Origin of the sequence: Cnuibacter physcomitrellae (assembly GCF_014640535.1) — a bacterium.
GTDB lineage: Bacteria > Actinomycetota > Actinomycetes > Actinomycetales > Microbacteriaceae > Cnuibacter > Cnuibacter physcomitrellae.
This window is the reverse complement of the sequence record NZ_BMHD01000001.1, coordinates 2,339,680-2,366,248: the sequence shown is the minus strand read 5'-3', so window position 1 is coordinate 2,366,248 and position 26,569 is coordinate 2,339,680. Positions and strand designations below refer to the sequence as shown.

At 71.1% G+C, this 26,569-nt stretch carries 31 protein-coding genes; 24 read left to right on the top strand and 7 right to left on the bottom strand.

The window, feature by feature from the left end:
• Position 1: 1 nt before the first annotated feature.
• Genes IEX69_RS11125 through IEX69_RS11115 form a run of 3 tightly spaced genes read left to right on the top strand, consistent with a single transcriptional unit; the run spans position 2 to position 2,542 of the window.
• Positions 2-964 carry a sugar phosphate isomerase/epimerase family protein gene (locus IEX69_RS11125; protein WP_085021045.1) on the top strand — a complete coding sequence of 321 codons (963 nt, stop codon included), beginning with the start codon at positions 2-4 and terminating at the stop codon, positions 962-964.
• Positions 965-1,002: 38 nt separating this feature from the next.
• The gene (locus IEX69_RS11120; RefSeq protein WP_217348644.1) at positions 1,003-1,875 is read left to right on the top strand and encodes a sugar phosphate isomerase/epimerase family protein; all 873 of its coding nucleotides are present in this window, start codon (positions 1,003-1,005) and stop codon (positions 1,873-1,875) included.
• Entirely contained in the window at positions 1,862-2,542 is a 681-nt protein-coding gene (locus IEX69_RS11115) for a nucleoside/nucleotide kinase family protein (RefSeq protein ID WP_085021044.1), read from the top strand. Before IEX69_RS11120 ends, IEX69_RS11115 begins: the two co-directional genes overlap by 14 nt.
• 59 nt (positions 2,543-2,601) lie before the next feature.
• On the opposite strand, the gene IEX69_RS11110 is transcribed toward IEX69_RS11115, so the two are convergent.
• The gene (locus IEX69_RS11110; protein ID WP_085021043.1) at positions 2,602-4,896 is read right to left on the bottom strand and encodes a S8 family serine peptidase; all 2,295 of its coding nucleotides are present in this window, start codon (positions 4,894-4,896) and stop codon (positions 2,602-2,604) included.
• A gap of 140 nt (positions 4,897-5,036) precedes the next feature.
• On the opposite strand from IEX69_RS11110, the gene IEX69_RS11105 reads away from it, so the two are divergent.
• The 5 genes from IEX69_RS11105 (at position 5,037) to IEX69_RS11085 (ending at position 6,915) form a co-directional block, all read left to right on the top strand.
• Entirely contained in the window at positions 5,037-5,399 is a 363-nt protein-coding gene (locus IEX69_RS11105; RefSeq protein ID WP_157127335.1) for a hypothetical protein, read from the top strand.
• Positions 5,399-5,710, top strand: a complete 312-nt coding sequence (locus tag IEX69_RS11100) for a DUF7882 family protein (protein WP_085021041.1) — start codon at positions 5,399-5,401, stop codon at positions 5,708-5,710. The genes IEX69_RS11105 and IEX69_RS11100 overlap by 1 nt, the downstream gene beginning before the upstream one ends.
• 66 nt (positions 5,711-5,776) lie before the next feature.
• Entirely contained in the window at positions 5,777-6,070 is a 294-nt protein-coding gene (locus IEX69_RS11095) for a DUF7882 family protein (protein WP_085021040.1), read from the top strand.
• Positions 6,071-6,200: 130 nt separating this feature from the next.
• Positions 6,201-6,581: a DUF7882 family protein gene (locus IEX69_RS11090; protein WP_085021039.1), complete on the top strand. Its 381-nt coding sequence runs from the start codon at positions 6,201-6,203 to the stop codon at positions 6,579-6,581.
• Positions 6,562-6,915: a helix-turn-helix transcriptional regulator gene (locus tag IEX69_RS11085; protein ID WP_174604549.1), complete on the top strand. Its 354-nt coding sequence runs from the start codon at positions 6,562-6,564 to the stop codon at positions 6,913-6,915. The genes IEX69_RS11090 and IEX69_RS11085 overlap by 20 nt, the downstream gene beginning before the upstream one ends.
• A gap of 419 nt (positions 6,916-7,334) precedes the next feature.
• Here the strand turns inward: IEX69_RS11085 and IEX69_RS11080 are convergent, their stop codons facing one another.
• Positions 7,335-7,685, bottom strand: coding sequence for a DUF7882 family protein (locus IEX69_RS11080; RefSeq protein ID WP_085021037.1), 351 nt, complete (start codon positions 7,683-7,685; stop codon positions 7,335-7,337).
• A gap of 136 nt (positions 7,686-7,821) precedes the next feature.
• Between IEX69_RS11080 and IEX69_RS11075 the strand changes: the two genes are divergently transcribed.
• A complete protein-coding gene (locus tag IEX69_RS11075; protein ID WP_157127332.1) occupies positions 7,822-8,022 on the top strand; it encodes a hypothetical protein in 201 nt (66 codons plus the stop codon).
• A gap of 13 nt (positions 8,023-8,035) precedes the next feature.
• Complete coding sequence (locus IEX69_RS11070) at positions 8,036-8,380, top strand: hypothetical protein (protein WP_157127331.1); 345 nt, start codon at positions 8,036-8,038, stop codon at positions 8,378-8,380.
• A 40-nt stretch (positions 8,381-8,420) separates the two neighbouring features.
• On the opposite strand, the gene IEX69_RS11065 is transcribed toward IEX69_RS11070, so the two are convergent.
• Together IEX69_RS11065 and IEX69_RS11060 are read right to left on the bottom strand one after the other, a co-directional pair.
• Positions 8,421-9,362 carry a helix-turn-helix transcriptional regulator gene (locus IEX69_RS11065; protein WP_085021034.1) on the bottom strand — a complete coding sequence of 314 codons (942 nt, stop codon included), beginning with the start codon at positions 9,360-9,362 and terminating at the stop codon, positions 8,421-8,423.
• A gap of 126 nt (positions 9,363-9,488) precedes the next feature.
• A complete protein-coding gene (locus IEX69_RS11060) occupies positions 9,489-10,385 on the bottom strand; it encodes an oxidoreductase (protein ID WP_085021033.1) in 897 nt (298 codons plus the stop codon).
• A 152-nt stretch (positions 10,386-10,537) separates the two neighbouring features.
• On the opposite strand from IEX69_RS11060, the gene IEX69_RS11055 reads away from it, so the two are divergent.
• The 4 genes from IEX69_RS11055 (at position 10,538) to IEX69_RS11040 (ending at position 14,754) form a co-directional block, all read left to right on the top strand.
• Entirely contained in the window at positions 10,538-11,482 is a 945-nt protein-coding gene (locus IEX69_RS11055) for a helix-turn-helix transcriptional regulator (RefSeq protein ID WP_085021032.1), read from the top strand.
• A gap of 185 nt (positions 11,483-11,667) precedes the next feature.
• On the top strand, positions 11,668-12,921 hold the full coding sequence (locus IEX69_RS11050) for a hypothetical protein (RefSeq protein WP_085021031.1): 1,254 nt from the start codon (positions 11,668-11,670) through the stop codon (positions 12,919-12,921).
• A 109-nt stretch (positions 12,922-13,030) separates the two neighbouring features.
• Complete coding sequence (locus IEX69_RS11045) at positions 13,031-13,927, top strand: LysR family transcriptional regulator (protein WP_085021030.1); 897 nt, start codon at positions 13,031-13,033, stop codon at positions 13,925-13,927.
• A 104-nt stretch (positions 13,928-14,031) separates the two neighbouring features.
• The gene (locus IEX69_RS11040; protein ID WP_085021029.1) at positions 14,032-14,754 is read left to right on the top strand and encodes an SDR family oxidoreductase; all 723 of its coding nucleotides are present in this window, start codon (positions 14,032-14,034) and stop codon (positions 14,752-14,754) included.
• Positions 14,755-14,758: 4 nt separating this feature from the next.
• Here IEX69_RS11040 and IEX69_RS11035 read toward each other — a convergent pair whose 3' ends face one another.
• Together IEX69_RS11035 and IEX69_RS11030 are read right to left on the bottom strand one after the other, a co-directional pair.
• The gene (locus IEX69_RS11035; protein WP_085021028.1) at positions 14,759-15,817 is read right to left on the bottom strand and encodes a sensor histidine kinase; all 1,059 of its coding nucleotides are present in this window, start codon (positions 15,815-15,817) and stop codon (positions 14,759-14,761) included.
• Positions 15,818-15,834: 17 nt separating this feature from the next.
• A complete protein-coding gene (locus IEX69_RS11030) occupies positions 15,835-16,518 on the bottom strand; it encodes a response regulator transcription factor (RefSeq protein WP_085021027.1) in 684 nt (227 codons plus the stop codon).
• Between the two features lie 86 nt (positions 16,519-16,604).
• Between IEX69_RS11030 and IEX69_RS11025 the strand changes: the two genes are divergently transcribed.
• Entirely contained in the window at positions 16,605-17,276 is a 672-nt protein-coding gene (locus tag IEX69_RS11025) for a M15 family metallopeptidase (RefSeq protein ID WP_085021026.1), read from the top strand.
• Positions 17,273-17,755: a VanZ family protein gene (locus tag IEX69_RS11020; protein ID WP_174604548.1), complete on the top strand. Its 483-nt coding sequence runs from the start codon at positions 17,273-17,275 to the stop codon at positions 17,753-17,755. The genes IEX69_RS11025 and IEX69_RS11020 overlap by 4 nt, the downstream gene beginning before the upstream one ends.
• Here IEX69_RS11020 and IEX69_RS11015 read toward each other — a convergent pair.
• Complete coding sequence (locus IEX69_RS11015; RefSeq protein WP_085021024.1) at positions 17,712-19,361, bottom strand: sensor histidine kinase; 1,650 nt, start codon at positions 19,359-19,361, stop codon at positions 17,712-17,714. The genes IEX69_RS11020 and IEX69_RS11015 overlap by 44 nt on opposite strands.
• A 163-nt stretch (positions 19,362-19,524) precedes the next feature.
• Here IEX69_RS11015 and IEX69_RS11010 point away from each other — a divergent pair, with 163 nt between their 5' ends.
• The 8 genes from IEX69_RS11010 to IEX69_RS10975 all read left to right on the top strand — a co-directional run bounded on the left by IEX69_RS11010 (position 19,525) and on the right by IEX69_RS10975 (position 26,528).
• Positions 19,525-20,301 carry a 3-oxoacid CoA-transferase subunit A gene (locus IEX69_RS11010; RefSeq protein ID WP_085021617.1) on the top strand — a complete coding sequence of 259 codons (777 nt, stop codon included), beginning with the start codon at positions 19,525-19,527 and terminating at the stop codon, positions 20,299-20,301.
• Positions 20,298-20,990 (top strand): 3-oxoacid CoA-transferase subunit B, encoded by a 693-nt coding sequence (locus IEX69_RS11005; RefSeq protein ID WP_085021023.1) that lies wholly within the window; start codon positions 20,298-20,300, stop codon positions 20,988-20,990. Before IEX69_RS11010 ends, IEX69_RS11005 begins: the two co-directional genes overlap by 4 nt.
• Complete coding sequence (locus IEX69_RS11000) at positions 20,987-22,162, top strand: thiolase family protein (RefSeq protein WP_085021022.1); 1,176 nt, start codon at positions 20,987-20,989, stop codon at positions 22,160-22,162. Before IEX69_RS11005 ends, IEX69_RS11000 begins: the two co-directional genes overlap by 4 nt.
• A 55-nt stretch (positions 22,163-22,217) precedes the next feature.
• Positions 22,218-22,982, top strand: coding sequence for an IclR family transcriptional regulator domain-containing protein (locus IEX69_RS10995; protein WP_085021021.1), 765 nt, complete (start codon positions 22,218-22,220; stop codon positions 22,980-22,982).
• 154 nt (positions 22,983-23,136) lie between these two features.
• A complete protein-coding gene (locus tag IEX69_RS10990) occupies positions 23,137-23,850 on the top strand; it encodes a hypothetical protein (RefSeq protein ID WP_085021020.1) in 714 nt (237 codons plus the stop codon).
• 63 nt (positions 23,851-23,913) lie between these two features.
• Entirely contained in the window at positions 23,914-24,549 is a 636-nt protein-coding gene (locus tag IEX69_RS10985) for a TetR/AcrR family transcriptional regulator (protein WP_157127329.1), read from the top strand.
• Positions 24,471-25,526 (top strand): alpha/beta fold hydrolase, encoded by a 1,056-nt coding sequence (locus IEX69_RS10980; protein WP_085021018.1) that lies wholly within the window; start codon positions 24,471-24,473, stop codon positions 25,524-25,526. The genes IEX69_RS10985 and IEX69_RS10980 overlap by 79 nt, the downstream gene beginning before the upstream one ends.
• 81 nt (positions 25,527-25,607) lie before the next feature.
• On the top strand, positions 25,608-26,528 hold the full coding sequence (locus IEX69_RS10975; RefSeq protein WP_085021017.1) for a DMT family transporter: 921 nt from the start codon (positions 25,608-25,610) through the stop codon (positions 26,526-26,528).
• Positions 26,529-26,569 lie beyond the last annotated feature (41 nt).

Below are 26,569 nucleotides of genomic sequence, written 5' to 3'. Positions count from 1 at the left end.
CATGAGCGAGCCGCGGATCCCGTTCCGGCTCGCTGCCGCACGGCGCGTCCGCCCGCTCGGCGCCCACGCCGGCATCTGGATGGCGGGCTACTCCACCGAGGCGTTCGCGAGGGCGGCCGACGGGTGCGCCGGGGCCGGCTTCGACCTGCTCGAGCTGCCGTCCTCACCCGAGGCCCTCGCCGACGCGTCCAGCATCGCGCGTGGACTGGACCGGAGAGGCCTCGATCGGGTCGTCTCACTCGCCCTCGACACCGCGAGCGACGTCTCGAGTGCCGATGAGGGCGTCCGTGCCGAGGGCGAGCGCCGCCTGACCGAGGCCGTGCGACTCGCCGAGGAGGTGGGCGCTCCCTACGTCGGCGGCGTGACGTTCAGCGCGATGACGAAGTTCACCGAGGCTGACGACGGATCGGGGCGTCAGCGCTCGCTCGAGGTGCTGCGCCGCGTCGCCTCCCGTGCGGTAGAGGCCGACGTGCGGATCGGCGTCGAGTACGTCAATCGCTATGAGAGCAACCTGCTGAACACCGCGGCCGACACCCGTCGCTTCCTCGAGGAGCTCGACCTCCCGACGGCACTCCTGCACATCGACACCTACCACGCGAACGTCGAGGAGACGTCGCAGGCCCAGGCGGTGGCGGATGCGGGCGACAGGCTCGCCTACATCCACGCCGCCGAGAACCATCGGGGCGAGCTCGGGACGGGCAGCATCGACTGGGCGGGGTTCGCCCGGGCGCTGGTGCTCGCCGGGTACCGGGGACCGCTGACGTTCGAGTCGTTCACCCCCGCCGTGACCGGAGCGCGCACCGCCGCCGAGATCGGGCTGTGGCGGAGCCTCTGGAGCGATCCGGATGCCGTGGCCGCTTCGGCCGCGCGGTTCCTCCGCCTGCAGCTCGACCTGGCGGAGGCGGCGGTCGGCGCCGCGTCCGACCCCGCCCGCGTGACCACCGCATCCGACCTCGCGGCCTGAGTGCCGAATCCGCAGCTTCATCCAAGAAGGAGACACCCATGTCCATGAACCCCCTCGGAGTGCATGCTCTCGTGTTCGCGGGCGGCACCACGCCGGCCGAGATCGACCTCATGGTCGCCGAGACCAAGAAGGCGGGCTTCGATCTGCTCGAGCTCTCACTGCACGACTCACCGAACCTCGACGTCGATTCGGCCCGCGCCTCGCTCGAGGCGGCCGGTCTCGGGATCGTCTGCTCGCGCGGTCTCGCCTTCGACGCCGACGTGTCGAGCGACGACCCCGCGGTGGTCGAGCGCGGAGCGAAGCTGCTTCACGACTCGCTCGACATCACCCACCGCCTGGGCGGCAGGCACTTCACCGGCGCGCTCTACAGCGCTCTCGGGAAGTACGGCCGCCCCCTCAGCTCGGCCGGGCGTGCCAACGTCGTCACCGTGCTGAAGGACCTCTCAGCGGAAGCGGCGAAGCTCGACATGACGCTCGGGCTCGAGATCTGCAACCGCTACGAGACCAACGTCATCAACACCGCTGCGCAGGCGTTGGACCTCGCCGACGACATCGGCGCCGACAACGTCGTGATCCACCTCGACACGTACCACATGAACATCGAGGAGGACGACTTCGTCCGGCCCGTGCACCTCGTGGGCGACCGGCTCGGCTACGTGCACATCGGCGAGAACCACCGCGGCTACCTCGGCTCGGGGCACCTCGACTTCACCTCGTTCTTCCACGCGCTCGCCGACATCGGGTACAGCGGCCCGATCACCTTCGAGTCGTTCTCGTCGGCCGTGGTCTCGCCCACCCTGTCGAACGACCTGGCCGTGTGGCGGAACCTCTGGAACGACGGCCCGGCGCTGGCCGCCCACTCGAACGCCTACCTGAAGACGATGATCGAGGGCACGCGTGCCGGAGCCTGAGGCGCCGTCCGCAGCGCTCACCCTCGACTCGCTGGCCGAGCGCGCCTTGGCGCTCGTGCCGGCGGGCGGCGGCCGTGCCGTGTTGGGGATCGCGGGAAGCCCTGGAGCGGGCAAGTCGACGCTCGCCGCGGCGCTGGCGCGGCACGTCAACGACCTGCAGGGTGCAGCCGCGTTCGCCGCGCCGCTCCCGATGGACGGATACCATCTCGCGGAGTCGACCCTCCGCGGGCTGGGCCGGCTCGACCGGAAGGGCGCCATCGACACGTTCGACGGCTGGGGGTTCGTGTCGCTGCTCTCGCGGCTCCGGGAGGAGACGGGTCACACCGTCTACGCGCCGAGCTTCGATCGCCGGGTGGAGGAGCCCATCGCCGGCGAGCATGCAGTCGAGCCGGAGACCAGGCTCGTCATCGTCGAGGGCAACTACCTCCTCGCCGACGTCGAGCCGTGGTCGCGGGTGAAGGGACTCCTCGACGAAGCGTGGTTCTGCGAGACTCCCGTCTCGGAGCGTGAGCGCCGCCTCGTCGCCCGCCATGAGCTCGGCGGCCGCAGTCACGAGGCGGCGGTCGACTGGGCGCACAACGTCGACGGTCGCAACGCCCTCCTCATCGAGGCCACCGCCGCCCGCGCCGACCTGGTCATCTCAGGCCAGCTGCCCGCCCTCTCCTGACACCCTGGGCAGTCGCGATGGCGAGTGCGTCACCGCGCTCGCCATCGCAGGGGCGGCGCTCAGCCGCGCGTGCCTCTGGCTGCGGCGGCGCGACGGGCAGAGCGGAACGACACCAGCGCGCCACCGGCGAGCAGCAGCAGGGCGAGGAACGCGACACCGCCGGGAGCCCCTCCGGCGCTCAGCCCCGTGTCGGCGAGGCGCGTGCTGGCTGCAGCGGCGGGCACCGGAGCCGGCGCAGGTGCTGGAGGCAGCGCCGCGATCGCCGCGGGCGCAAACACACGTCCCGAACCCCAGACGTTGGCGTCGGAGACGCCGTAGTCGAACGGCTGCTCCGGCATCGGGACCGCCGTCGAGACGAGCGCCTCGCGAACCTGCTCGGCTGTCGACTGCGGGGAGTACTGCATCGCGAGTGCGGCCACGGCGGCGACGCCGGGAGCGGCGGCCGACGTGCCGGGGAAGTAGTAGCCGTCGGGGATGACCGTGCTGCCGGAGTAGTAGCTCTCGAAGAACGTCGTGCGCACGTAGTCGACCCCGATGAGATCGGGCTTGACGAGCACGCGCGGCTCGAGCAGACGCTCCGCCGGTCGGCTCGTCAGCGCGTCGACCGGGCCGAAGTAGTACGTTGCCGGACCGGTGCCCGAGTAGTTCTCCATGCGCTCGGGGTTGAATGCCGGTGCCGCTCCGCTCGTGAGCACGGCGGGGTCCGCCGGGTGCGCGAACACCGCCGGGCCGATGACGACGTCGTCGCGCCACTCGCCGCGAGCGTAGGGCAGGCGCTGCACGCCGCCGGTGTCGACCGTGAAGATGACCTTGACGCGCGGGGTGCCGGGTTCGCCCACGTTCTTCGCGCGCGCCAGCACGAGCGTGTAGTCGCCGAGGACGGTCTGGACCGTGGGGTCGGTCGTGGCGGTGTACGCGACGTACGACGCCGGTGTCCTGTCGTCGAAGGTCCCGCTATCCGTGGACAGCGGCAGGGGTGCGCCGGCGGCATCGAGCAGGAACGGCACGATCACGGTCGATCGACCGTCGACGGGCTCGGCCCACTGCGTCATCAGTGCGAACGTGGCGGCGGTCTCGAGCGTCACCGGGAGGCCCTTCGCCGGTGCGCCCGCAGGCCCGAAGTCCATGCAGTCGACCTCGGTGCCCGTGGTGCCCAGGGCCGTGTCCATCATCGCGCCGATCCCGGCGAAGCAGTCGCCGGGACGGTACTCGGCCGACTCCCACGACCCTGTGGGCGCGATGTCGTCCGTGCCGGCCCCGAGGTAGCCGATGCTGCCCTCGTTCTGGGCGGCGGCGACGTAGAGCACGCCTTCGGCACGGATGTCGGCGATCTTCTGCGCGACGACCCCCTGCTGGAACCACGGCTCGGTGTACTGCACCACGTCGTCGACGATGACGTCCGCGCCATTGTCGACGAGCGTCTGGATGTTGTCGGCGAACTCGGTCTGTGTGGCCCCCTCGGTGGCGAACATGAGTCGCGCCCCGGGGGCGATGCCGTGCACGACCTGGGCCATCGCGCGTCCCTCGTCGGTGAACATGGTCGCGTTGTCCTCGAGGATCGGACCGACCGGCGTCGTGTAGCCGCAGGGGTTGCCCGGCCCGGGGAGGGCGCCAGCCAGCACGTCCTCCGCGGCGTCCGTCGCCACCTTGTCGCCGCCGAGGTCGTAGGAGTCGGAGATCACGCCGACCGTGAGACCCGTGCCGTCGAGGCCGTACTCCGCCTGCACCGTGTCGACGCCGAGGGGTGCCGCCGTGTTGACGGGGGTCGATCGGCAGCTCGCGCCCGTGAGGTCGGGGTCGCCCGAGAACCCCAGGGCAGCGCCGAGCTGCGTGGGCAGGGCGGTGCTCGACGCGTGCTTGGAGAGCAGACCCGGTTCGAGCGAGACGACCCCGGGCAGGGCGGCCGCGTCGTCGAACAGATCGGGTGTGGCGTAGACCGAGACGGCGGGGGCGCTGACGCCCACCGAGCGCACCTCGACGAGACCCTGAATGGCGGGGATCGCCGCGCGCTGTGCCTCGAACGACTCGAACCGCAGCTCCACGATCACGCGTCCGCTGCCGTCGACCGCGAGCGAGCCCGGACCCTCGGCGGGCAGGCCGGCGGCACGGGAGGCCTCGGGTGTGCCCGGGGTCGCACCCGACGCCGCGAGGCGTGCGAGGCCCGACGAGACTCCACCATCGGCGATGCCGGTCGGATCGGCCGGGTCGGCTTGGGCGACGGCGGGGAACGCGAACAGGGATGCCGCGACCACGAGGCCGCTCGTCAGCCCGATCGCCTTCCGGCGCAGCGTCGCGCCTCTCCGGTCATCCGTTCGCCCGCTGCTCGTCCTGGCATCCGCGTAGGCGTGACCCATCGCACCCGTCCCCCGTCGCGCCGCACCCCGTGCGCGGTCGTGCTCACTCTATCGACGACCGAAGCCCCTCCCCGAGACTCCCGCGCGGGTCGTCTCTGGTGCTCCTCGTCTCTCGGGTTCGTTCATGGGAGAGTCTGGATATGAAGAGTGTGAAGTACGGCACGGAGGTGTTCACCACCCCTGATGCCGTGGCGGATGCGCTGATGACCTTCTCCGCATCTTTGCGCAGCATCGATCACGGCATCCTGGTCACGGTCCCCACGTACGAGCCGGGTGAGGGCGAGGGGTCGATCTCTCTCGTGCTCGGTCCGGGGATCCCGCTGTCGTCGCGTCCGAGTGTGTCGGAGGTCCCCGATCCTGAGGCCGCGGACATCATCGACCACCTGACCACGGCGACCCTGAAGCGCACCGCGGTCAGCGTCGTCGTTCCTGGGCACACCGGTCCCGACAACAGCCCTCCGGCAGCGTTGGACGTCATCCTCGGCGAGGATCGGGTCGTCTGATGGGCCGGATCCTCTACGGCCCGCAGGAGCGGCAGATCGAGATCGAGGACCGAGCACTCACCCATGTGCAGCTGGTCATCGTCGCCAAGCTGCGTCGGAACGAGTCCTTCACCTTCTCCTGGGCGGCACCAGATGACGGCACCAGGGCGACGGTGTGGGTGCATCCCTCGATTCCGTTGCAGTTCCAGTTCGACTCGATTCCGACGCCGTCGATGAACAATCGGTGGTTGCAGGACCTCAACGCGGGTGCGGCCCGCGGGGACCTGCGGATCGGCGACGAACCCGACCCTGATCCGTCACGCTCACGCTGACCCCGTCGCGAGAACCCGCCGCTGCGATGGCACGGGGCGGTGCACGGGCCTGCGATCATAGGCGCTATGGGCAAGCTCCTGTATGGTCCGCACCAGCGCGCGGTGGAGATCGAGGACCGCGATCTGGCGCACCTGCAGGTCGTGATGCTCTCCAAGCTGCGCCGGGGCGAGTCGTTCGCGTTCTCGTGGGACAAGGCAGTCAGCGAGGGTCGTGGCAGGGCCTCGATCTGGATCTCCCCCGCCATTCCTCTGGAGTTCTCGTTCCTGGGCGGCCGTCGTCCTGCACTGAATCGGGCGTGGATCGATCAGATGATGGTCGGCGCCGCCAGCGGGGAGCTCCAACTCATACCGGAACCCTGACGCCGCCGCCCCCGCGGCAGTCCGGCGTCGATGCGGTCCGGTCGAGGGCTCTCGGCAGAAGAAGCATCCTGTTCCCGTTGTGATGAGCCGCTCTCCGCGCCACAGTGGATCAAAAGGAACGAGGCGGGTGATGGGGAAGCTCTTGTGCGGGCCGCACGTCGCGGTCGAGTTCGACGACCGGACCTTGGCTCACCTGCAGGTCGTCATCACGGCGAAGATCCGCAGGGGCGAGTCCTTCCTGTTCAGCTGGCGCGACAGCATCGACGCCGGAGACGGTCGCACCACGGTCTGGGTGCAGCCGCGCTCCGACGTCGTCTTCAAGTACTACGGCCACCGCAAGCCGACGATCAACAGCGTGTGGATCGACGCGCTCATGCTGGAAGCGAACAAACCCGGCGGATTGCAGCTGGTCGCCGAGCCAGGGGAGAGCGAAGAGGCCCCGGTCGGGCATCACAACCCCATCAGCGCCAGCGGAGCGAGCGGGAGCGGTCGTGCATCTCGCGCACGTTGACCTCACCGACACCGACCAGGCCGTCGAGGCGCTGGAGACCTTCTTCGAGCACGCCCACGAACCCCTCTCCGTCGCCCAGATCGCGGCCGCGGCTCGTCTGTCGGTCAGCGGACTCCAGCACGCCTTCCGAGACCAGCTCGGCGTCTCCCCGACCGGGTATCTGCGACAGGTGCGCCTCGAACGCGCCCGCGCTGCGCTCCTCGCCGGTGACCCCACCGACGACGATCGCGTCGCGGCCCTCGCCCGCGCCGCCGGGTTCACGCACCTGCCCCGGTTCGCCGCCGCCTACCGTGCGCGCTACGGCGAGAACCCGTCGGACACCCTCCGCTCGTAGGTCCTTGCTCAGCCTCGCCTGGGACCGATCTCGACAGGCGACGCCCAGCTGTCGGGGCTGCGCGTCGTCTCAGCGCGGCCAGCTGTCAAGCCCAGATGGTTCAGGCTGGATCGTGTCTAGAACGTAGGCATGACGCAGCAGCGGGGACGCATGGCCACCTCTACGAGGTGGCCATGGCGTCGCTGGCGTGCTGTCACTGTCCCGCTCGCCGATCCTGTGGATGACCCCTATGCGGCGTATCTCGCCTGGATCGCTGCGGGCAGGCCCGCCCTGCATGTACCCCTGGTCCTGCCGGGCCCGGCAGAGGACGACGTTCCCGAGGACGGTGCTCCACCTTCGACGCCGAGGCATCCGACGGCGACGTGGGCTCCCGCCGAGCGGAGACGATGAGATCGGTCAGCTGAGCATTGAAGCTGCTGCTAGTGGGCGGGCTGGCCGGACGCGCTGATGGGATTGTGGTGCCCTCGGGGCACTCCTTCGGGTGTACCGGGTTCCTCGACGAGCTGCAGCCCGCTGGGCTTGTTGGCTTCGAGCATGAGTGCGTCGATCCAGGCGGTGTTGATGGTCGGCTTGCGATGGCCGTAGTACTTGAACGCGATGTCCATCAGTGGGTGAAGCCACACGGTGGTGCGGCCGTCTCCGGAGTCGAGGCTGTCACGCCAGCTGAAGAGCGTCGACTCACCTCTCCGCAGCTTCGCCGCGATCACCACCTGCAGATGGGCGAGGATCCGGTCGTCGAACTCCACCGCCACGTGTGGTCCGTACAACATCTTCCCCGTTCAGGATCTCCCTTCCCCCTCGACAGTGCTGCGTTCTCTGGCTGAGAGCAACCCTCCCCGGCTAGGGCTCCGAACGCTCTACATGCGCGTTCGCGCGCACTCGATGAGGGACATCAGGAGGCGGATCATGGCGGAGAGCAGTGTCGCCGAGCCCAGCGACTCGGAGGAGCCCAGCGGGTCGGAGGAGTCGGTGTGGCGCCGCCTCGAATACGGGGACGAGGATCGCGCGCAGACCGTGTGGGACGACGGACCGGTGGTGGAAGGCTGGTCGCAACGATCGGGGGTACCTGATGGTGAGGACGTGGGACAGGTCGACCGGGGACCGTGATGAGGCGGCCGCGATGCTCCGCGACAGCTTCCCGCGGTTGTCCCCGCGGGGAGCCGCTCTGCTGGGCGCATCGGTCATCGTTGCCCTGTCAGCATGGCTGAGCCCCTTGTGCAATCGCTTCGTGGGGCGTTACGTTGCGCGGGTGGAGATCGATGTGGCGGAACTGCGCGAACGCCTCGTCGCCGTGCGCGCGGCTCGGCTGGCCGGGCCCGTCGAACTCAGCGACGCGGCGTTGCTTCTGGAGTCGTCGGTCGAACGCGTGCTCGACGGGCTCGATGCTGAGAAGGCCGTCCGCTCCGAGGACGAGGGCTCGTGGTCCGGTGCCAGTGTCCTCCGGTCGATGGAATACGGCCTCTGATCGCTGCAGGCCTGGATGAGGATCTCGGCTCGTCGTCGCGTCAGTGGTCGAGGACCCACTTGGGCGGCACACCGTACTCGGCGCGGAACATCCCCGCGAACCTGCTCGGCGAGGAGAACCCCCACCGACGTGAGATCTCCGCAACGGTGTCACCCCTGGTCGGGTCACCGTCGAGCAGGTCCTGCCGCGCCGCATTCAGCCTGACACGTCGCAGGTAGGCCGTCGGTGTCATCTCCGAGACCGTCTGGGACCGGAAGGCCAGCACCAGCTCGGGCACGGATGACCCCGCGGCTTCCGCTGCGTCGTCGATCGTGATGGGCAGCGAGGCGAAGGCATGGAGGAAGTCGGCGGCGGCGCGATGGATCTTCCTCTGGCGCTCGGCCGACGCGTGGAACGCGGCCCGGTCGCCGATCAGGCGGAAGGCCTCGATCGAGGTGACGGCGAGCAGACGGTAGACGCTGGCTCGGATCAGGTCGTCCCGGAGCGCTCCTTCCTGCTGGTAGGCGCGAGCCATCGCGAACACGGCGAGCCAGGTGTCGGCCGCCGCGGGCGTGCAGGGTCGGGGACCGTCGAAGTCCAGCACGAGGTCGTCGCGCCCGTAGAGGAGCCGAGCGGTGCGCTGGAGGGCGGCGGGGTCGAAGCCGGCGACACGGACCTCGGTGTCGGTGTTGATCGCGGTGTAGGGGTGCTTCGGTCGGAACACTGCAGGCTCACCACCCATGTCGCCGCTGGCGCGGCCTTCCTGCCATGGCATGGACGGCGTGGCGGTGGCGAAGATGAACTGTTCGAGGTTCACGGTCGAGACGTAGGAGCCGTCGAAGTAGCCGTCTGCGATCTGGAACCGTTCGTCACCGGCGGCGCGGTTCGTCAACGCCTTGAACTCGCGCTGGATCTCGATGCGGCCGTAGGTGTTGGCCAGGTGCTGCTCGGCCTCATCGGGGTCGACGGACGAGAAGGCGAACTCGAAGTAGGTGGACCGCACGTCCCATCACCTCCGCGCTGGGCAGGTCGGATGCTGCCGATCACTCTGCACGTGATGTCCGGGATGCGCAAGCGTCGCGACCGCCGATGTCGACGCCGCACCGGGCGATCTCTGCGTGCACGTGATCTATCCCGGCCCGTCGCTCGCGGCAGCGAGCAGGGGCACCAGGACGTCGCTGAGCGGTGTGCGAAGGCCGTGCCGTCGCGCCCGCCGCTGGATCACCCCGTTCCGCGCGTCCCACTCCAGGCTGCGGCCGTTCTCCCGGTCGAGCAGGATCGACGTCCCGCGGTCGGCGGGGGAATCGCGGAACGCGGTCAGGATCTGTTCCGGCAGGTCGTCGTCGAGGACGGCGCCCTCGGCTCGCGCCACCTCGAGTCCCTCCCTCACGTAGGCCAGGGTGAGGTCCCCGATGTCATCGCGGTGGAACACGCCGGCGCGGCGGAGGGTGAGCGCCATCACTCCGGCCGCGGCGTTCTGGAGGAGCTTGCGCCAGGCCAGAGAGGTGAAGTGCTCCGAGGCGTCGACGGCGCACCGCGTCCCCTCCAGGACGGCGAGGACCTCCGAGGCGCCGTCCCTGCGCGGAAGGGTGAGGTGTGCCGCACCGAGCAGCCGGACCTCTCCGTGCCCGTCGGGCACCGCCGGGAACCAGACGACCGAGGGGAGGATCCGAGCGGCTGGCGTGAGCGGAGCCACCGTCTCGACCTGCTCCACGCCGTTCTGGAGCACGCAGACGACGGTGGACGGAGCGCACAACGCGGTGAGCCAGGGCGCCGCAGCCTGGGTCTGCGTCGCCTTGACCGCGAGGAACAGGATGTCGACGGGGTCGACGTGCGCCGACGGGTCGGTCCGCACCGGCCCGGGCAGCGTGATCGTCTCGCCATCCTCCATCCGGAGGTGCAGCCTGCGATGCGCCGTGCGACCCGCCACGAGCGGAGTGCGGCCGGCCTCATGCAGGAGCGCCGCGATGGTCGTCCCGATCGCCCCAGGCCCCACCACGGCGATTCGGGGATCGGAGTCAGCCATCCATCGAGGCTACGTCACCCCACCGGACGAGCTCACCCTGCGTGACGATCAGGCGATCGACCGCATCGGGCGTTCGGGAACGCGAGCAACCTCTCGAGGGCTCAGCTCCGAATGGGAGAGGGAGGTGCGATGGCGACAGGGCGGGCCGAGCGATGAGGACGTGGGACCACGTCACTCGCGACGTGGGCGAGGCGGCGGAGATGCTGCGAGCGGAGTTCCCGCGTCTGGCCTTGTCGACGGAAGACGAGGCTCGGTTCGCCTTCCGGCACTCGGGGAGCGACGAGAGCAGATGGTCCTTCCACCGATCGAGGGTTCAGGGCTCCGCCACGATCATCGGCTCGGTCACGGAGGGATACGGCGTCGGCCGAGTGCGCGCCGGGTCAGCGGTCTTGGAGTACGCGGGTCTGCGGATCGACACCACCAGGCCGTATCTCCGGCCTCCGGGTCGCTCCACCCTCCTGGTCGAGGACGCCTCGCTCGAACTGGTGGTGCTGGACCAGACAGCGGTCCGGCACCACGCACCGCGCTACCTCGTCGGCACCGACCTGGGACTCATCGCTCCATCAGCCGAGAACACCGCGCCGGTATCCGCCGCGGCCGAGCGGCTCTGGAACGCTGCTCGAACGTACGCGGGAGAGGTCGTGAACGACCCGGAGCTGATCTCCTCTGCGCCCGTCCGCGATCAGCTGTTCGACCTGCTGCTGAGGTCGTTCCTGCGCTGCTTTCCGGTCACCTCCGACACGCGCACCCTGCCGGGAGCCCGCAGGGCGGTCTTGCCCGCCACCATCCGGCGGGTGCTCCAGCACATGGACGACCACTCCGCCGAGGCGCTCACCGTCGCCGACCTGGCGGAGATCGGGCGGCTGTCCGTTCGCGCCATGCAGGACGGCGTCCGCCGCTACACCGGCCTCACCCCCCTGCAGTACCTCCGCGATCGCCGCCTCGACGACGCCCATGCCCGGCTCATCGTGGCCGACGCGGCGACGGTCAACGTCGCCGCGGTGGCTCGCGCCTGCGGTTTCGTGCACATGCCCCGTTTCGCGCGCGACTATCGCCTCCGCTTCGGCGAGAACCCCCGCGACACCCTCCGCTCGTGAGGAGCGCGAACACGTCGAGGGGCGGGCGCGCTCATCCCCGCAGCGCGGTGCCTAGCCGTCGAGCGCTTCGCGAGCCCGCTCCTGACAGCGACTTCCGGGCTGTCTCTAGGCCACTTCCAAGACCGTGCTTAGGGTGTGTCCACGCTTCGGCGTCCCCTTGATCCACGATCTCCGAAGGAACATCTGTGCGCACTTCTCATTCGACGAGGCGATCGCTGTCGTCCCGTCTGGCGTTCATCGGCACCGCCGCCGTCCTCGCCGTCGTCCCCGTCCTCGCCTCGGCCGCCGCGGCGAACGCCGATGACAGCTTCGCCGTCACCACCCCCTCGCAGGGGCAGGTGGACGTGCCGGAGTACCTCCCGAACACCGCGCAGTTCGCGGGTGCGGGCCTGTCCGCCGGCAACCACGTCGACGTGCAGTACGTGACCGGCGACGGATCGCTGCACACGGCCATCTACGGCGGCAACACCCGAGCCGACGACGGTTCGTGGACCGCCGTGGCCAACTTCGACCTGCTCGGCGTGGGCCAGACCCAGGTGATCAGCACGGTCGAGGAGGTCGCTGCGGACGGCACCGTCGTGCAGTCGCGTCCCCTGGTCTTCACCCTCGCGGTCGCTCCGAACCCCGCGAACCCGTTCACCGTGACGACCCCGTACGTGACGGAGACGATCGACTCCGCCACTCCGACGTTCACGGGCACGGGCGAGCCCGGCGCGGAGATCGTGATCACCTATGGTGCGCGCAGCCTCACCACCGCCGAGGCCGGCCGGGGCATCGTGGGTGCGGACGGCACCTTCTCCATCGTCACCGACTTCAGCCGTCTCGAGCCGGGCGCGGGTACGCAGGCCCAGGGCGGCGTCGGAGCGATCTTCACCGAGACCCTGAACGGCGAGGCGGTCCCCGGTGCCGACCAGCAGTCGATCCTGTTCTACTTCGCGGAGGCTCCCGTCCCGCTGATCCCGCTGACCCTGACGGTCGACCCGAGCTCGCTCACGGTCGCCGACGTGACCGACCCCGACAAGGGCGTCGCGATCACCGCGACCGGGTTCAGCCCCAACGAGGGCCTGACCGCCACGCTCACCGGTCCCGACGGCGTCGCCGTCGAGCTGTCGGGTGCGGGCGGCCTGTTCGCGGACGACGAGGACGGCAGCTTCGCCGATCGCCTCACTCTCAGCGGCGACGTCCTGACCGGCGAGTACACGCTGACCCTCAGCGGCAACCGCAGCGCCCGCATCATCAGCACCGAGTTCACCGTCGTGGCCAACCCCGTCACCCCGGTGACGCCGGGGGGCAACGGTGGGAACGCCGTCCCCGCTCCCACCGGGTCGGGACAGCTGGCCAACACCGGCTTCGATGCCGCTCCGCTGGGTGCCCTCGCGGGCGGCCTGCTGCTGGCAGGCCTGGTCGTCGCCGCCCTGCGACGCCGCGCCCACGTCTGAGCCGGATACACATGCAGCGGGGCCGCATCCTCTCTCGGGATGCGGCCCCGGGAGGACTCCGCCACCGGGCCGGGGTGATGGCGATCGGGTGTGACATCATCGAACCCTCATGGACCTCAACCTGCGCAGGCTGGAGTACTTCGCCGCGGTGGCGGATGAGCTGAACTTCGGCCGCGCCGCCGAGCGGCTCCATGTCGCGCAACCGGTGCTCAGCCGGCAGGTCGCGATCCTGGAGCGGGAGCTCGGCGTGGTCCTGTTCGAACGCTCCACTCGCGGCACGGAGCTGACGGATGCGGGCCGGAGCCTCCTGCCGGACGCACGGAGCCTGCTCCAGTCCGCGGCGGCGATGCAGCGCCGTGCTCGGCACGCGGCGCGCGGCGTGGAGCGGCTCACGCTCGGTTTCATGCCGGGCCTCGTCGTCACCCCGATCGTGCAAGGGCTGCGCGTGGCCCACCCCGACGTCGAGGTCGACATGCTCCGCACGACCTGGGACGACCAGGTCGACACGATCCTCGACGGCCGCGTCGACCTCGGACTCGTGCGGATGCCCGTCGCTGCGCGAGGCATCCGCGTCGAATCCCTGTTCCGCGAGGAGCGTCTCGCGATCCTGCCCGCCGACCATCCCCTCGCCGAGGCCTCCCGCCTCGGCGTCGACGATCTCGCCGCGCTCGACCTCCTCCAGTCACCCGACGCCGTGCCGGAGTGGCGCGACGCTCGACGACGGCTCGGCCTCCCCACCGGACGCACCACAGGGCATCCGCGCGACGTCGAGGTGAAGCTGGAGCGCGTGGCCGCCGGCCACGGAGTCGCGGTGCTCCCCGCCTCGACCGCACGCTTCTACACCCGGCCGGACATCGCTGTCCGGGCCGTAGCGGGGCTCGGGCCGAGCGAGGTCGCACTGGCCTGGAGCTCGCACCGGGAGAGCACGGCCCTCCGGACGGCGATCGAGACGGCACGCGAGCTGCGAGCCTCGCTGACCACCGAACAGATCCTGAGCGACGAGTAGCGCGAGCCGAGGCGGCGTCGGGCGACGATGTCATACCTGCTGAGCATCACGCGGTGTGAGAGAGGTCTTGGACCAGCCGTGGGCCACGGAGCGATGCTGGGGTCATGACAGTTGACTCCTCCTCCCGTGTCGTCATCCTCGGCGGCACCAGCGGCATCGGCCTCGCCGTCGCTCGCCGGGCCGTCGAGGCCGGCGCCGCCGTGACCATCGCGTCCCGCAATCCCGCCTCGATCGAGCGTGCACTCGGCGAGCTGCCCACCGGCGTCCTCGGCCGCGCCGTCGACGCCGCCTCGAGCTCGGACGTCGCCGCGTTCTTCGATGGCGTCGGTGAGTTCGACCATCTCGCCTACACCGCGGCCGAGAACCTGGTCGGCCGCACGCTCGATCAGATCACGCCCGAGATCTCGCAGGAGTTCTTCGGACTGCGCCTGTTCCACGCGATCGACGCCGTCCGCCTCGCCGTGCCGCACCTTCGCCCCGGCGGATCGATCACGCTCACCAGCGGCACCGCGGCGTTCAAGGGCGGCACGGGCTGGGCGCTCGGTGCCGCGGTGTGCGGCGCCATGAACTCCCTCGTCCGCTCCCTGGCGGTCGAGCTGGCGCCGCTGCGCGTGAACTCCGTCGCCCCGGGAGTCCTCCGGTCGCCCCTCTGGTCGGGCATGAGCGAGGAGGACCGCGAGGGCATGTACGCCGGCGTGGGTGCCTCGCTGCCCCTCGGCCGGGTCGGCGAGCCCGAGGACGCGGCCAAGGCGTACCTCGCGCTGATGGACCAGGACTACGTCACCGGCACGGTCGCGGTCGTGGACGGCGGCACCCTGGTCGCCTGACCCGCTATGTGCCGGGGAGGGCGACGGTGACGCGGAGGCCGCCCTCGGCGCGGGGGACGAGCTCGAGGGTGCCGCCGTGGGCGTGGACGATCCGCGCGGCGATGGCGAGTCCGAGACCCACGCCGTCGTGGTCGGAGCGCGCTCTGTCCGCGCCGCGCTGGAACGGCTCGGTGTAGCGCGCCACCTCGGAAGGCGGGAGCGGCTCACCCGAGTTCTCCAGCGTCAGCGTCGCCCAGCCGGGTGAGGATGCGGTGGTCACCGACACCGTCCCTCCCGACGGGAGGTTGTGCACGATGGCGTTGTGCAGGAGGTTCGTGGTCAGCTGCAGCAGGAGCGCTCGTGAGCCCGAGGTGAGGGCCGCGTCGCCCGAGACCTCGACCGCGACACCTCGGCGCTCGGCGAGGGGGAGAAGCGACTCCGCGGCGGTCTCGGCCAGCAGCGAGAGGTCCACCTCCTCCCGGTCGAACGGGACCTGCTCGGCGCGACTGAGCAGCAGCAGGGCCTGGGTGAGGTCGATCGCCCGGCCGTTGATCTCGGCGAGCCGTTCCAGGAGCACCCGGGTGTCCGCATCCGGGTCGCTGCGGGCGACGTCGAGCAGCACCTGCGTGGTCGCGAGCGGAGTGCGCAGCTCGTGCGAGGCGTTCGCCGCGAACCGCTGCTGCTCGGCGACCTGCGCCTCCAGACGGGCCAGCATGGAGTCGAAGCTGTCGGCCAGCTCGCGGAACTCGTCCTGGCGTCCCTCGAGTCGGATGCGATGGGAGAGCGCGCCCTGCGCCGCCTGTCTCGTCGCCGTGGTGATGCGATCGAGCGGCGCGAGCATCCGGCCCGCCAGCACCCAGCCGCCGACGAGGCCGAGCAGGAGCAGGAACAGCAGGGCCCAGGCCGCCGGCGGCAGGAAGGCGCGGACGAGGTCGCCGCGGTTCGGGACGAACGGACCGGAGGTCGCGATGTCCCCGCTCGGCACGTAGCGGAGGAGGAACACCCACACGATCGCGAGGAGGAGCGTGCCCGCGACCAGGAGGAAGCCGGCGTAGCTCAGGGTGAGGCGGATCCGCACGCTCATCCCGGGCGGCCTGGCGCTCATCGCGGAGCGGCCTCTGCGAGATCGGCGTCGATCCGGTATCCGACACCCGGAACCGTGGCGATGAGCCACGGTTCGCCCAGACGCTTGCGGAGCGCCGACACGGTGATCCGCACGGCGTTCGTGAACGGATCGGCGTTCTCGTCCCACGCCCGCTCGAGCAGCTCCTCGGCGCTCACGACCCCGCCCTCGGCGGAGAGCAGCACCTCGAGCACGGCGAACTGCTTCCGGGTCAGCGCCACGTACCGTCCGTCGCGGAACACCTCCCGGCGGAAGGGATCGAGTCGGATGCCGGCCAGCTCGCGGACAGGCGGACGCAGCTGGCCGCGGCGCCGGTCGAGGGCCCGGAGGCGGAGCACGAGCTCACGCAGCTCGAACGGCTTCGTGAGGTAGTCGTCGGCGCCCAGCTCGAAGCCGGAGGCCTTGTCGTCGAGCCGATCCGCCGCCGTGAGCATGAGGATGGGGATCCCCCGGCCCGACGACACGATGTGGGCGGCGACCTCGTCCCCGGAGGGGCCAGGGATGTCGCGGTCGAGCACGGCGAGGTCGTAGGAGTTGAGCCCCAGCAGCTCGAGGGCCGTGTCGCCGTCGCCGGCGATGTCGGAGGCGATGGCCTCCAGTCGGAGCCCGTCGCGGATGGCCTCGGCCATGTACGGCTCGTCCTCGACGATCAGCACCCGCATGACCTCATGGTAGGAGCCGGGACCTATCGTCGGCGTATCGGGATCCGCGTACGCCCTCGCAACGCGCGCTCGCCTTCGCTGGAGGCATGACCACCTCGACACCCCGGCGCCCGGGCGCCCGGACCTCCGGCGCACGATCCCTGGCTCTCGCTGCGATCTCGGTCGGCGCGGTCGCCGTCCTCTTCGCGCTCTCCCTCCCGTTCCTGCTCTCCTCCTCCGCCCTGTCGCTCGGCGCACGGCCGGTGCAGGATGACCCGCTGCGCGGGCCTGCGACGGTGAGCGAGGGATCGTCGGCGGACGGACCGACGGAGGCGGACGGCGTCCTGCCCGACGGCGCCACCCTCGGAGACGACCGGTATCCGGGCATCTCCCGTCTCGATCGGGATCTCCGCTCCGCGCTGTCCGCCGCAGCCGACGCGATGGCGGGGGACGGCATCCGCCTGACGATCACCAGCGGATGGCGCTCCGCCGCCTATCAGGAGCAGCTCCTGGAGGAGGCCGTCGGCGAGTACGGGTCGAGGGAGCAGGCGGAGCGGTGGGTCGCCTCCCCCGAGACGTCCCTCCACGTCGCCGGGGAGGCGGTCGACGTGGGCCCGTGGGATGCCGCGACCTGGCTCGAGGATCACGGCTCGGACTACGGGCTGTGCCGGATCTACGTGAACGAGCCGTGGCACTTCGAGCTGCGCCCGGAGGCGATGGGCGGCGGGTGCCCGCCGACCTACCTCGATCCGACCGAGGACCCGAGGCTGCAGCCGTGAGCTCGACCCACCGTCCGGTCGGACGGGCGCTCCTCGTGGTCGCGCTGGCGCTCTACCTGGTCCTCCTGACCTGGCTCGTCGTCTGGAAGCTCGCGGAGCCCTCCATCGGGACGGCGGCCGATCGGCATCTCAAGCTGATCCCGTTCGTCGCCACGTCGACCGCCGGCGCCAGCCGCCCGATCGAGGTCATCGGCAACGTCGTCGTCTTCGTGCCGTTCGGTCTCCTCCTCGGGCTCCTCGCCCCCGCACGCCTCCGGCTGAGCGCGGCGGCGATGGCCCTCACCAGCTGCGGCTTCGAACTCGCGCAGTTCGTGCTCGCCGTCGGCATCACCGACACGACCGACGTCCTCACGAACACCGCCGGGGGAGTGCTGGGGCTCGCGATCGTCCGGCTGGCCGCTCTCCGGGGCCGCTCGGTGCGACGGGAGGGGGGTCTCAGACCGCGTCGGCCGGCCCGGAGCGCGGGATGGTCGTCGTGAGAGCCGTGCCCGCGCCGGTGCTCCGGACCGAGATGCGGCCCTCGTGGGCGGCGACCGTGCTCTTCGCGAGGGTCAGGCCCAGGCCGAAGCCCTGGATCGCGTTGTGGTGCGCGTAGGGCGTGCGGTAGAAGCGGTCGAAGATCCGGGTCTGCTCTCCCCGGCTGATGCCGGGGCCGGAGTCCTCGACGGTGATGGCGATGGAGGAGGGCGTGACGGTCTCGGTGACGGTGATGGTCGATCCGACGGGACCGAACTTCACCGCGTTGTCGATGATCTCCTCGAGCGCGCGCTGCAGGCGCTCCCGATCCGCTCGCGCCGACGTGTCCGCGGCGGGGTCCCTCACCACGTGGATGCGCTGCTCGCGAGAGCGCGCGCGGTCGTGGAGTGCGGCGACGGCGCGATCGAGCACGGCGCCGACATCGCTCGGCTCGAGCGCGAGGGGAGAGGTGGTCGACGTCGCGGCGAGCAGCTCGTCGATGCGGTCGCGGAGTGCCGCGGCGTTGCGGAGCACGACGCGGAGGTACGAGGTGCTCTCCGAGTCGGCCGGGTCGATCGAGTCCTCCAGCAGGTCCAGGTAGCCGGTGATGTTCGTGAGCGGGGTCCGGAGCTCGTGCGACACGGTCGACAGGAACGCCTCGCGGACCTCGATCGCCTGCGCGAGCTCCGTGATGTCGTAGGCGACGATCACCGTTCCGAGGAGCTCCCCGTCGGGCCGGTGGACCCGACGGGAGGAGGCCATGATCGCGATCTGCTCGTCGGCGGGTCCCACCCACTCGACGTGGTCGGCGATCTCCTCTGCGCGCAGAGCCCGGGGGATGATCTGCTGGTCGTAGGGGATCGTCGTCTCGCGGTCGGCCATCAGGACGTCGTCGCCGGCGTACGGCGGGCGCTCCAGCTCGAACCCCGCCAGACGGGCCATGTCGGCGGCCTGACGGTTGGCCACGACCAGCCGGGTGTCGGCCGCGTAGAAGGCGATGCCCGCGTTCACCGTGTCGATGATCGCCCTCGAGAGGAGCTCGCTGTCCTGCGACCGCCGGAGCATCCCGGCCTGAGCGTCCATCGACTCGACGAGCCGCTGCCGGTTGCGGCGGAGCTGGGCCGCGGCCAGGTTCACCACGATGGCGACACCGACGATCAGAGCGGGCAGGAGGACCACGTTCGACCACTCGAGCGCGTTCGTGGGCCAGCGCCCCCGGAAGACGAACGGGAACGACGTGATCACCAGCGCCCCGCCGATCGCGACGGCCATCGCCCACGGACGGAACCCGTAGGCGAGCCACAGGACGGGGAAGATGGCGAGGATCCCGACGGAGGGGAGCTGATCCAGCAGTTCGGCGCGGATCAGGGCGATGCCCACGATGTCGATCACCGCCACCGTGATCAGGGTGTTGGGGTTCCAGCGCTCCCACGGCAGGGCGACGGCGAGGACGGTCGCCGCGACGATGAGCGCGAGCCCCGTGAGCAGCGTCGGCGAGAGGAGCTCGTGCGGCAGCGAGAGGGCGACGAGCCCCGTCACGAAGGCGGACCCGAGGAGGAGGGGGAGCTGGGCGAGCACGGACACCCGCCGTCGGCCGCGCGGAGTGGCCTCCATCTCGAACAGCGGCATGAGTAGCTCCCCAGGGCGATCCGTGGACCGGTAGGTCCATCATCGGGCCTCGCCCCCTCGTTCCGCACGCTCGGCATCGCGTCTCGCCTGTTCCTTTCGGGAGCGATGACGCGTAGACTTCGCTGAGCGAAGGATGTTTCGCACAGCGAAGATGGGAGACGGCGTGATCGACAAGCGGATCGCCTCGGCGGCGGAGGCGATCGCCGACGTGCGGGACGGCGACACGGTGATGATCGGGGGCTTCGGGCGCGCCGGTCAGCCCGTCGAGCTCATCGACGCCTTGATCGAGCAGGGCGCATCCGACCTGACGATCGTCAACAACAACGCGGGCAACGGCGACACCGGCCTGGCGGCGCTCCTCGACCGGGGCCGAGTCCGGAAGATCATCTGCTCGTTCCCCCGGCAGAGCGACTCGTGGGTGTTCGACCGTCTCTACGCCGAAGGCGCCATCGAGCTCGAGCTCGTGCCGCAGGGCAACCTCGCCGAGCGCATCCGCGCCGCCGGGGCCGGGATCGGGGCGTTCTACACGCCGACGGGCGTGGGAACGCAGCTCGCCGAGGGCAAGGAGACCCGCGAGTTCGGCGGACGCAGATACGCGCTCGAGCTCCCCATCCACGCCGACTTCGCGCTGGTGAGTGCGCTCCGCGCGGATCGCTGGGGCAACCTCGTCTACCGCGAGACCGCGCGGAACTTCGGTCCGATCATGTGCACGGCCGCGCGGACCACGGTCGTGCAGGTCGACTCGACCGTCGACCTCGGTGAGCTCGACCCCGAGACCGTCGTCACCCCGGGTCTCTTCGTCGACCGCGTCGTCGAGGTCGGTGAGCGCGCCTGGCTCCGGGAGGGCGTCTTCGTCGGCGGGGTCGACCTCGAGGGCCGGCCGCTGGAGCGCCCTGCCGACGTCTCGACGACCTCCGCCCAGGAAGGAGATCCGGCATGACCACGCGCATCACCCGCGACGAGCTCGCGGCGAGGATCGCTGCCGACATCGAGGAAGGCTCGATCGTCAACCTCGGCATCGGCGCCCCGACCCGCGTCGCCGACTTCCTGCCTGAGGGCGCCGAGATCATCCTGCACACCGAGAACGGGATGCTCGGCATGGGCGCAGCTCCCTCCGCCGGGGCCGTCGATCCGGACCTGATCAACGCGGGGAAGCAGGCCGTCACCGCGGTGCCCGGCGCCGCGTACTTCCACCACGCCGACTCGTTCGCCATGATGCGGGGAGGTCACCTCGACGTGTGCGTGCTCGGCGCGTACCAGGTCGCGGCCAACGGCGACCTGGCGAACTGGTCCACCGGCAAGGCCGGCGCGATCCCGGCGGTCGGTGGGGCGATGGACCTCGCGATCGGCGCGAAGAGCGTCTACGTGATGACCGACCTGCTCACCCGTTCGGGCGAGTCGAAGCTCGTGGAGCGCTGCAGCTACCCGCTCACGGGTGTCGGATGCGTGTCGCGGGTCTACACCGACCACGCGATCTTCGACGTGACCCCCGACGGCTTCGCCGTCACGGAGACGTTCGGCGACACCACGGTCGGGGAGCTGCGGGCGCTCACCGGGCTCGCGCTGCGCGACGCGACCACCGGGACGACCGCGACCCCCGCGCCCCGGGAAGAGAGGACCGCCCGATGATCGAGACCGTCGTCTACGACGCCCTGCGCACCCCCTTCGGCCGATCGGGGGGAGCGCTCGCGGGCACCCGGCCCGACGACCTGGCCGCCGTCGTCCTCAGGGCCGTCGTCGAGCGCACCGGGCTCGACCCGGCGCGGATCGACGACGTCATCCTCGGCGACGCCAACCAGGCGGGCGAGGACAACCGCGACGTGGCCCGTTTCGCGGCACTACTGGCGGGCTTCCCGACGACCGTGACCGGGGTGACGGTGAACCGGCTGTGCGCATCCTCGATGGATGCGGTGATCCAGGGATCGCGCGCCATCGCGGCGGGGGACGCCGACCTCGTCCTGGCCGGCGGCGTCGAGTCGATGACCCGTGCGCCGTATGTGCTCGAGAAGTCGCCCAAGGGGTTCCCGAGTGGCGGCAACCCCACGCTGTGGAACACCTCGATCGGCTGGCGCATGACGAACCCGCGGCTTCCCGCCGAGTGGACCATCTCCAACGGCGAGGCGGCCGAGAAGGTGGCGCAGGAGCGCGGGATCTCGCGTGAGCAGCAGGACGAGTTCGCGGTGCGATCGCACCGGCTCGCGGCGGCCGCGTGGGCCGACGGGGTGTTCGAGGGCGAGGTGGTGCCGGTGCCCGGCGTCGAGCTCGCGCGCGACGAGGGCATCCGCGACGACACCTCCGTCGAGCGGCTCGCCGGGCTGCGGGCGCTCTTCCCGCGCGACGGCCACGGCACCGTGACGGCGGGGAACTCGTCGTCGATCAACGACGGCGCCTCGGCGATCCTCCTGGGCCGTGAGGGCGTGCTCGACATCGAGCCCCTCGCGCGCATCACCGCCAGGGCGGCCCACGGCGTCGACCCCGACGACTTCCCGATCGCCCCGATCGAGGCCGCGAACAAGGCCCTCGCCCGTGCGGGCCGTCGCTGGTCCGACGTCGACGTGGTCGAGCTCAACGAGGCGTTCGCCTCGCAGACCCTCGCCTGCCTCGCGGGCTGGTCCGAGCTCGATCCGGCGAAGCTGAACGCCCACGGCGGTGCGCTCGCCATCGGCCACCCGCTGGGTGCGTCGGGCGGCCGGGTCATCGCGCGGGCGGCCCACGAGCTGGCCCGCCGCGGAGGCGGCGTGGCCGTGGCGACGATCTGCATCGGTGTGGGTCAGGCTCTCGCCGTGGTCCTCGAGCGCTGACCGGTCGCGTCCCGTGCCGAGCGGACGAGGGGCGACCGGTGGATAGAGTGACAGCGTGAGCGAGCCCCCATCCGAGGACTTCGTCCAGTCCCTGGCGCGCGGGCTCGCCGTGATCGCCGCCTTCGACGGGAACCATCCCGAGATGACGCTCTCCGAGGTGGCGCGCCGCGCGGACGTCCCGGCTGCGGCAGCGCGACGATTCCTCCGGACGCTCGAGAAGCTGGGGTACGTCAGGTCCGACGGCCGGTCGTTCCGCTTGACCCCGCGCGTGCTCGAGCTCGGGTACGGGTACCTCTCGTCGTTGTCCCTGCCCGAGGTCATGGAGCCGCATCTCCGCGAGCTCTCGGCCGAGCTGGCCGAGTCGGTCTCCGCCGGCGTGCTCGACGAGGACGACGTGGTCTACGTCGCGCGCATCCCGACCCGCCGGATCATGAGCGTGTCGATCACCCTCGGATCGCGGTTCCCGGCGTTCGCCACGAGCATGGGCCGGGTGCTCCTGGCCGGCCTCCCGGAGGCCGAGCTCCGCGAGAGGCTGCGCTCTGCTCCACGTGAGCGCTTCACGCCGGCGACCCTCGTCGACGTGGACGAGCTCGTCGCCGAGATCACGCGGGTGCGTGAGCGCGGCTGGTCGATCGTGGACGGCGAGCTCGAGGAGGGGCTGCGGTCGATGGCGGTGCCCGTCCACGGCAGGGACGGTGCGATCGTCGCGGCGCTGAACGTCTCCACGAGCGTCGGCAGGCACGCTGTCGAGACGATCGAGAGCGAGTTCGTGCCTCGGGCGCGGGAGACCGCCGCGGCGATCGAGGCGGACCTGCGCTGAGCCCGTCGGCGGGCGGAGGCGAGCGGTCGCAGCGACGTCCGCGTACCCCGTCGACGTGCCTCGAAGTGGGGCGTCCGATCCGTCGGGACGGGGTGCCGGCCTCTGGAAGAATTCTCGGCAGTGCGTGTCAGCACGGGTCTCGAGGGGGGACACGATGATCGACTGTCTTGCGAACACGGGTTCGGCGCCGGTGGTGCCGCTCGTCATCGGCGCGGTGGCGCTGGCCCTGGGCGTGGTCGCCGTCTGGCGATTCCGACGCTCCGGAGCTCGAGGAGCCACGGCTCTGCTCCTGCTCGTCGCGCTCGCGGTCGGGGGAGGTGCGGCTCTCGGCGGCCCCACCACCAGCGCCTTCGCCGCCGAGACCGGGTGCGAGACGACCGCCGCGACCACGGCCCCCGCTCCGGCCCCGGCACCCGAGCCGGAACCGCAGCCCGTGCTGCCCAGCGCGCTCGTCCCGTCGTGGACCCCGTCTGCGCTCGCGATGCATCTGGTGGCGGAGGGGTCGTTCCCTCCCTACCCTCACGGCTCGGCCCAGCTGACGGTCCTCAACAACACCGACACCGTCGCCTCGAACCTCGTCGTCGACCTGCAGGCGTCCCCTGCCCCGGGGATCGGCGCCGTGCTCGTCGATGACAACCTCGAGGGCGACGGATGGGCGTACGTCCCGCCGGGCGGAGGCGGACACATGCAGATCACCTGGACGGGCACGCTCGCTCCGGGGCAGTCGACCCCTCCGGTCACGCTCCACTTCGGCACCGACGACTCCGGGGGCACCGGCTCGGGCACCTTCACCGCCACGGCGACCTCGGGCGACCTGGCCACGGTGCCCGCGGTCCTGCCGATCACCTACGACCAGCAGCCCGGCTGACGTCCCGATCCCGGCCGGAGGCTGCTCTCTGATGACCTCTCTGCCCTGGTGGAGCAGAGCAGCATGAGTGCAGCTCCCGAGCGTGTGCCGACGCGGGTGGCGGCGGCGCAACGGACCCGCACGTCGATCCTGGAGGCCGCTGCCGCGCTGTTCAGCGAGCACGGCTACGGGGCGACGACCCTGAAGGCGATCGCGGAGCGAGCGGGCGTGTCGGTGGAGACGGTCGGGCTCGCGGGGCCGAAGCGGCGCCTGCTCCGAGCCGCCTTCGACATGGCCTTCGCCGGCAGCAGCAGCGCGTTCCCCGCCGGGGGCGAGCCGGCGTACGTCGCACTGACCGAGCAGCTGGCTTTCGAGGAGGCGGTGGGGGAGTACCTGCGCGTGCTCGGGTCCTCGATCGCGCGCACCGCCGGCCTGTGGTCGGCGTTCCAGGCCGCGGCCGACGCGGACGCCGGAGCGGCGGCCCTGTTCGAGGAGGTCCGACAGGTCCGCCGGACGGAGTTCCGTCGCACGGCCCAGTGGCTGGCCGATCGGGGTGTCATCTCGGGCGAGCAGGTGCCGGGCGTGGTCCAGGAGTTCTTCCTGATCGCCTCCCACGAGACCTATCTCCTGCTCAGGGCCGAGTGCGGGTGCACGCCGGAGACCTTCACCACCTTCCTCCAGGCCCGGGTCACGCGCCTGCTCGGCGAGCTGAGAGCCTGACGCGGAGCCCCTGCGACCTTGTCCGATCCTGGGCGGAGGACTACGACTGGCGAGAGCACGAGGCGAGGATCCGCGAACTGCCCTGGGCGGTCGCGGGCGGCGCGCGTCCGCTGCGCGTCGCGCACAGGGTGGTCCCGGGAGCTCGGCAGACGGTGCTGCTCCTGCACGGGTGGCCCGACTCGGTGCTGCGTTTCGAGCGGCTGCTGCCTCTCCTCGACGACGTGAACGTCGTCGTCCCGGCGTTGCCCGGCTTCCCGTTCGCCCTTCCGGTGCCCGAGGGCGGCGCCTCCTCGATCACCATGGCGGAGTGGGTGGGCGAGGCGATGGCCGACCTCGGCTACGACCACTACGTCGTCTCCGCCGGAGACGTCGGATGCGACGTCGCCGAGGCGCTGGCGGCCTCGCATCCTGACCGTGTCGGAGCCATGCACCTGACCGACGTGTCGCAGTACCACTTCCTCGCCGACCTCCCGGCCGATCTGTCGCCCGACGAGCAGGCCTACGTGGAGCGGGGACGCCGGTGGCAGGCCGCCGAGGGTGGCTACATGCACGAGCAGTCCACGAAGCCCTGGACCCTCGCGGCCTCGCTCGGCGACTCGCCGGCGGGGATGGCGGCCTGGATCCTCGAGAAGCTGCAGTCGTGGACCGACTGCGACGGTGACGTCGAGACGGTGTTCTCCCGCGATGAGCTGCTCACCTGGATCTCGGCGTACTGGATGCACCGCTGCATCGGGACGTCCTTCCCGCCGTATGCCGCCGGCGGGGGCAAGCCCTGGCCCCGCGTGGCCGTGCCGACCGCGTTCACGATCTTCCCGAAGGACCTCGTGAACGCGCCCCGCAGCTTCGCCGAGCGGCGCTTCGACGTGCGGTCCTGGCAGGAGTTCGAGCGCGGTGGGCACTTCGCCGCCTGGGAACGGCCCCGCGACTACCTGCAGGGCGTCCGCGCCGCCCTCGAGCTGGCCGCGGACGAGAGGTGAGGCCGAGGCCCACGGCGCCGCCCTGCCGTCGACCTCGCCGCCTGCCAAGCTGAGGGGAGGTCGTAGGGGAGGGAGGCATCCGTGATCGTGACCGTGGCGCTGGCGCTGGCGGGGGCCCTGATCTACGGCATCGCCGACTTCCTGGGCGGGTTCGCCTCGCGGCGGGCGCTCCCCGTCGTCGTCACGGCCCTCGCGGCCACAGCGGGTCTGGTGCCTCTGCTCCTCGGTCTGCTGCTCCTCGGCGGTGAGTTCACGCCGGGCGCGCTGCTGTGGGGTGCGGTCGCGGGCGTCTCCGGGTCCGTCGGGGTCCTCCTCCTCTACGCGGCGCTGGCGGTCGGGCCGATGAGCGTGCTCTCGCCGGTGACCGCGGTGATCGCGGCGTCGGTCCCTGTGCTGGTGGCCGTCCTCCGCGGCGCGGTGCTCTCGCCGATCGGGATCGTGTCGCTGCTCGTCTCCCTGGTGGCCGTGGTCCTCGTCGCGACCACCCGGGAGCGATCGGGTGCGCGGCTGACGCGGCGCGGCCTCGCCGCGGCGGTCGTGGCCGGCTGTGGCTTCGGCGGCCTGGTGCTCGCCTACGAGCAGGCGCCGGAGGGGTTCAGCACCCTCCTGGTCGCGCGTCTGGTCCAGGTCGTGGTGATGGCGGTCGCCGTTCTGATCACCGTGGTGGCGCTGCATCGGAGCGCACCGGGGATGCGCGGGCTCCTCCGCCCCTCCGCTTCAGGCGGCGTGGGGCTCTCGGGCGGACGACGGGACACGCTGAGGTTCGTGGCCCTCGTGGCGATCTGCGGCATCTGCGATGCGGGAGCGAACGTCCTCATCCAGACCGCTCTGCACGCGAGCGACGATCCGACCACCCTTCCGGTGGTCGGGGTGTTGAACTCCCTCTACCCGCTCGGCACCATCCTGCTGGCCTGGATCGTCCTGCGGGAGCGTCTGGGCAGGGTCCAGGTCCTGGGCCTGGCCCTGGCGCTCGCGGCGAGCATCGGTCTCTCACTCAGCTGACCAGTCCGGTTATCGTGGGTGCGTGACGGAGGTCGAGACCG

What these genes read in the sequence shown, in the direction of transcription:
- IEX69_RS11125 (WP_085021045.1), top strand. Translation starts at nt 2, where the DNA reads ATGAGCGAGCCGCGGATCCCGTTCCGGCTCGCTGCCGCACGGCGCGTC.
- IEX69_RS11120 (WP_217348644.1), top strand. Translation starts at nt 1,003, where the DNA reads ATGTCCATGAACCCCCTCGGAGTGCATGCTCTCGTGTTCGCGGGCGGC.
- IEX69_RS11110 (WP_085021043.1), bottom strand. Translation starts at nt 4,896, where the DNA reads ATGGGTCACGCCTACGCGGATGCCAGGACGAGCAGCGGGCGAACGGAT.
- IEX69_RS11105 (WP_157127335.1), top strand. Translation starts at nt 5,037, where the DNA reads ATGAAGAGTGTGAAGTACGGCACGGAGGTGTTCACCACCCCTGATGCC.
- IEX69_RS11100 (WP_085021041.1), top strand. Translation starts at nt 5,399, where the DNA reads ATGGGCCGGATCCTCTACGGCCCGCAGGAGCGGCAGATCGAGATCGAG.
- IEX69_RS11095 (WP_085021040.1), top strand. Translation starts at nt 5,777, where the DNA reads ATGGGCAAGCTCCTGTATGGTCCGCACCAGCGCGCGGTGGAGATCGAG.
- IEX69_RS11090 (WP_085021039.1), top strand. Translation starts at nt 6,201, where the DNA reads ATGGGGAAGCTCTTGTGCGGGCCGCACGTCGCGGTCGAGTTCGACGAC.
- IEX69_RS11080 (WP_085021037.1), bottom strand. Translation starts at nt 7,685, where the DNA reads ATGTTGTACGGACCACACGTGGCGGTGGAGTTCGACGACCGGATCCTC.
- IEX69_RS11075 (WP_157127332.1), top strand. Translation starts at nt 7,822, where the DNA reads ATGGCGGAGAGCAGTGTCGCCGAGCCCAGCGACTCGGAGGAGCCCAGC.
- IEX69_RS11070 (WP_157127331.1), top strand. Translation starts at nt 8,036, where the DNA reads ATGCTCCGCGACAGCTTCCCGCGGTTGTCCCCGCGGGGAGCCGCTCTG.
- IEX69_RS11060 (WP_085021033.1), bottom strand. Translation starts at nt 10,385, where the DNA reads ATGGCTGACTCCGATCCCCGAATCGCCGTGGTGGGGCCTGGGGCGATC.
- IEX69_RS11055 (WP_085021032.1), top strand. Translation starts at nt 10,538, where the DNA reads ATGAGGACGTGGGACCACGTCACTCGCGACGTGGGCGAGGCGGCGGAG.
- IEX69_RS11045 (WP_085021030.1), top strand. Translation starts at nt 13,031, where the DNA reads ATGGACCTCAACCTGCGCAGGCTGGAGTACTTCGCCGCGGTGGCGGAT.
- IEX69_RS11040 (WP_085021029.1), top strand. Translation starts at nt 14,032, where the DNA reads ATGACAGTTGACTCCTCCTCCCGTGTCGTCATCCTCGGCGGCACCAGC.
- IEX69_RS11035 (WP_085021028.1), bottom strand. Translation starts at nt 15,817, where the DNA reads ATGAGCGTGCGGATCCGCCTCACCCTGAGCTACGCCGGCTTCCTCCTG.
- IEX69_RS11030 (WP_085021027.1), bottom strand. Translation starts at nt 16,518, where the DNA reads ATGCGGGTGCTGATCGTCGAGGACGAGCCGTACATGGCCGAGGCCATC.
- IEX69_RS11025 (WP_085021026.1), top strand. Translation starts at nt 16,605, where the DNA reads ATGACCACCTCGACACCCCGGCGCCCGGGCGCCCGGACCTCCGGCGCA.
- IEX69_RS11015 (WP_085021024.1), bottom strand. Translation starts at nt 19,361, where the DNA reads ATGCCGCTGTTCGAGATGGAGGCCACTCCGCGCGGCCGACGGCGGGTG.
- IEX69_RS11005 (WP_085021023.1), top strand. Translation starts at nt 20,298, where the DNA reads ATGACCACGCGCATCACCCGCGACGAGCTCGCGGCGAGGATCGCTGCC.
- IEX69_RS11000 (WP_085021022.1), top strand. Translation starts at nt 20,987, where the DNA reads ATGATCGAGACCGTCGTCTACGACGCCCTGCGCACCCCCTTCGGCCGA.
- IEX69_RS10990 (WP_085021020.1), top strand. Translation starts at nt 23,137, where the DNA reads ATGATCGACTGTCTTGCGAACACGGGTTCGGCGCCGGTGGTGCCGCTC.
- IEX69_RS10985 (WP_157127329.1), top strand. Translation starts at nt 23,914, where the DNA reads ATGAGTGCAGCTCCCGAGCGTGTGCCGACGCGGGTGGCGGCGGCGCAA.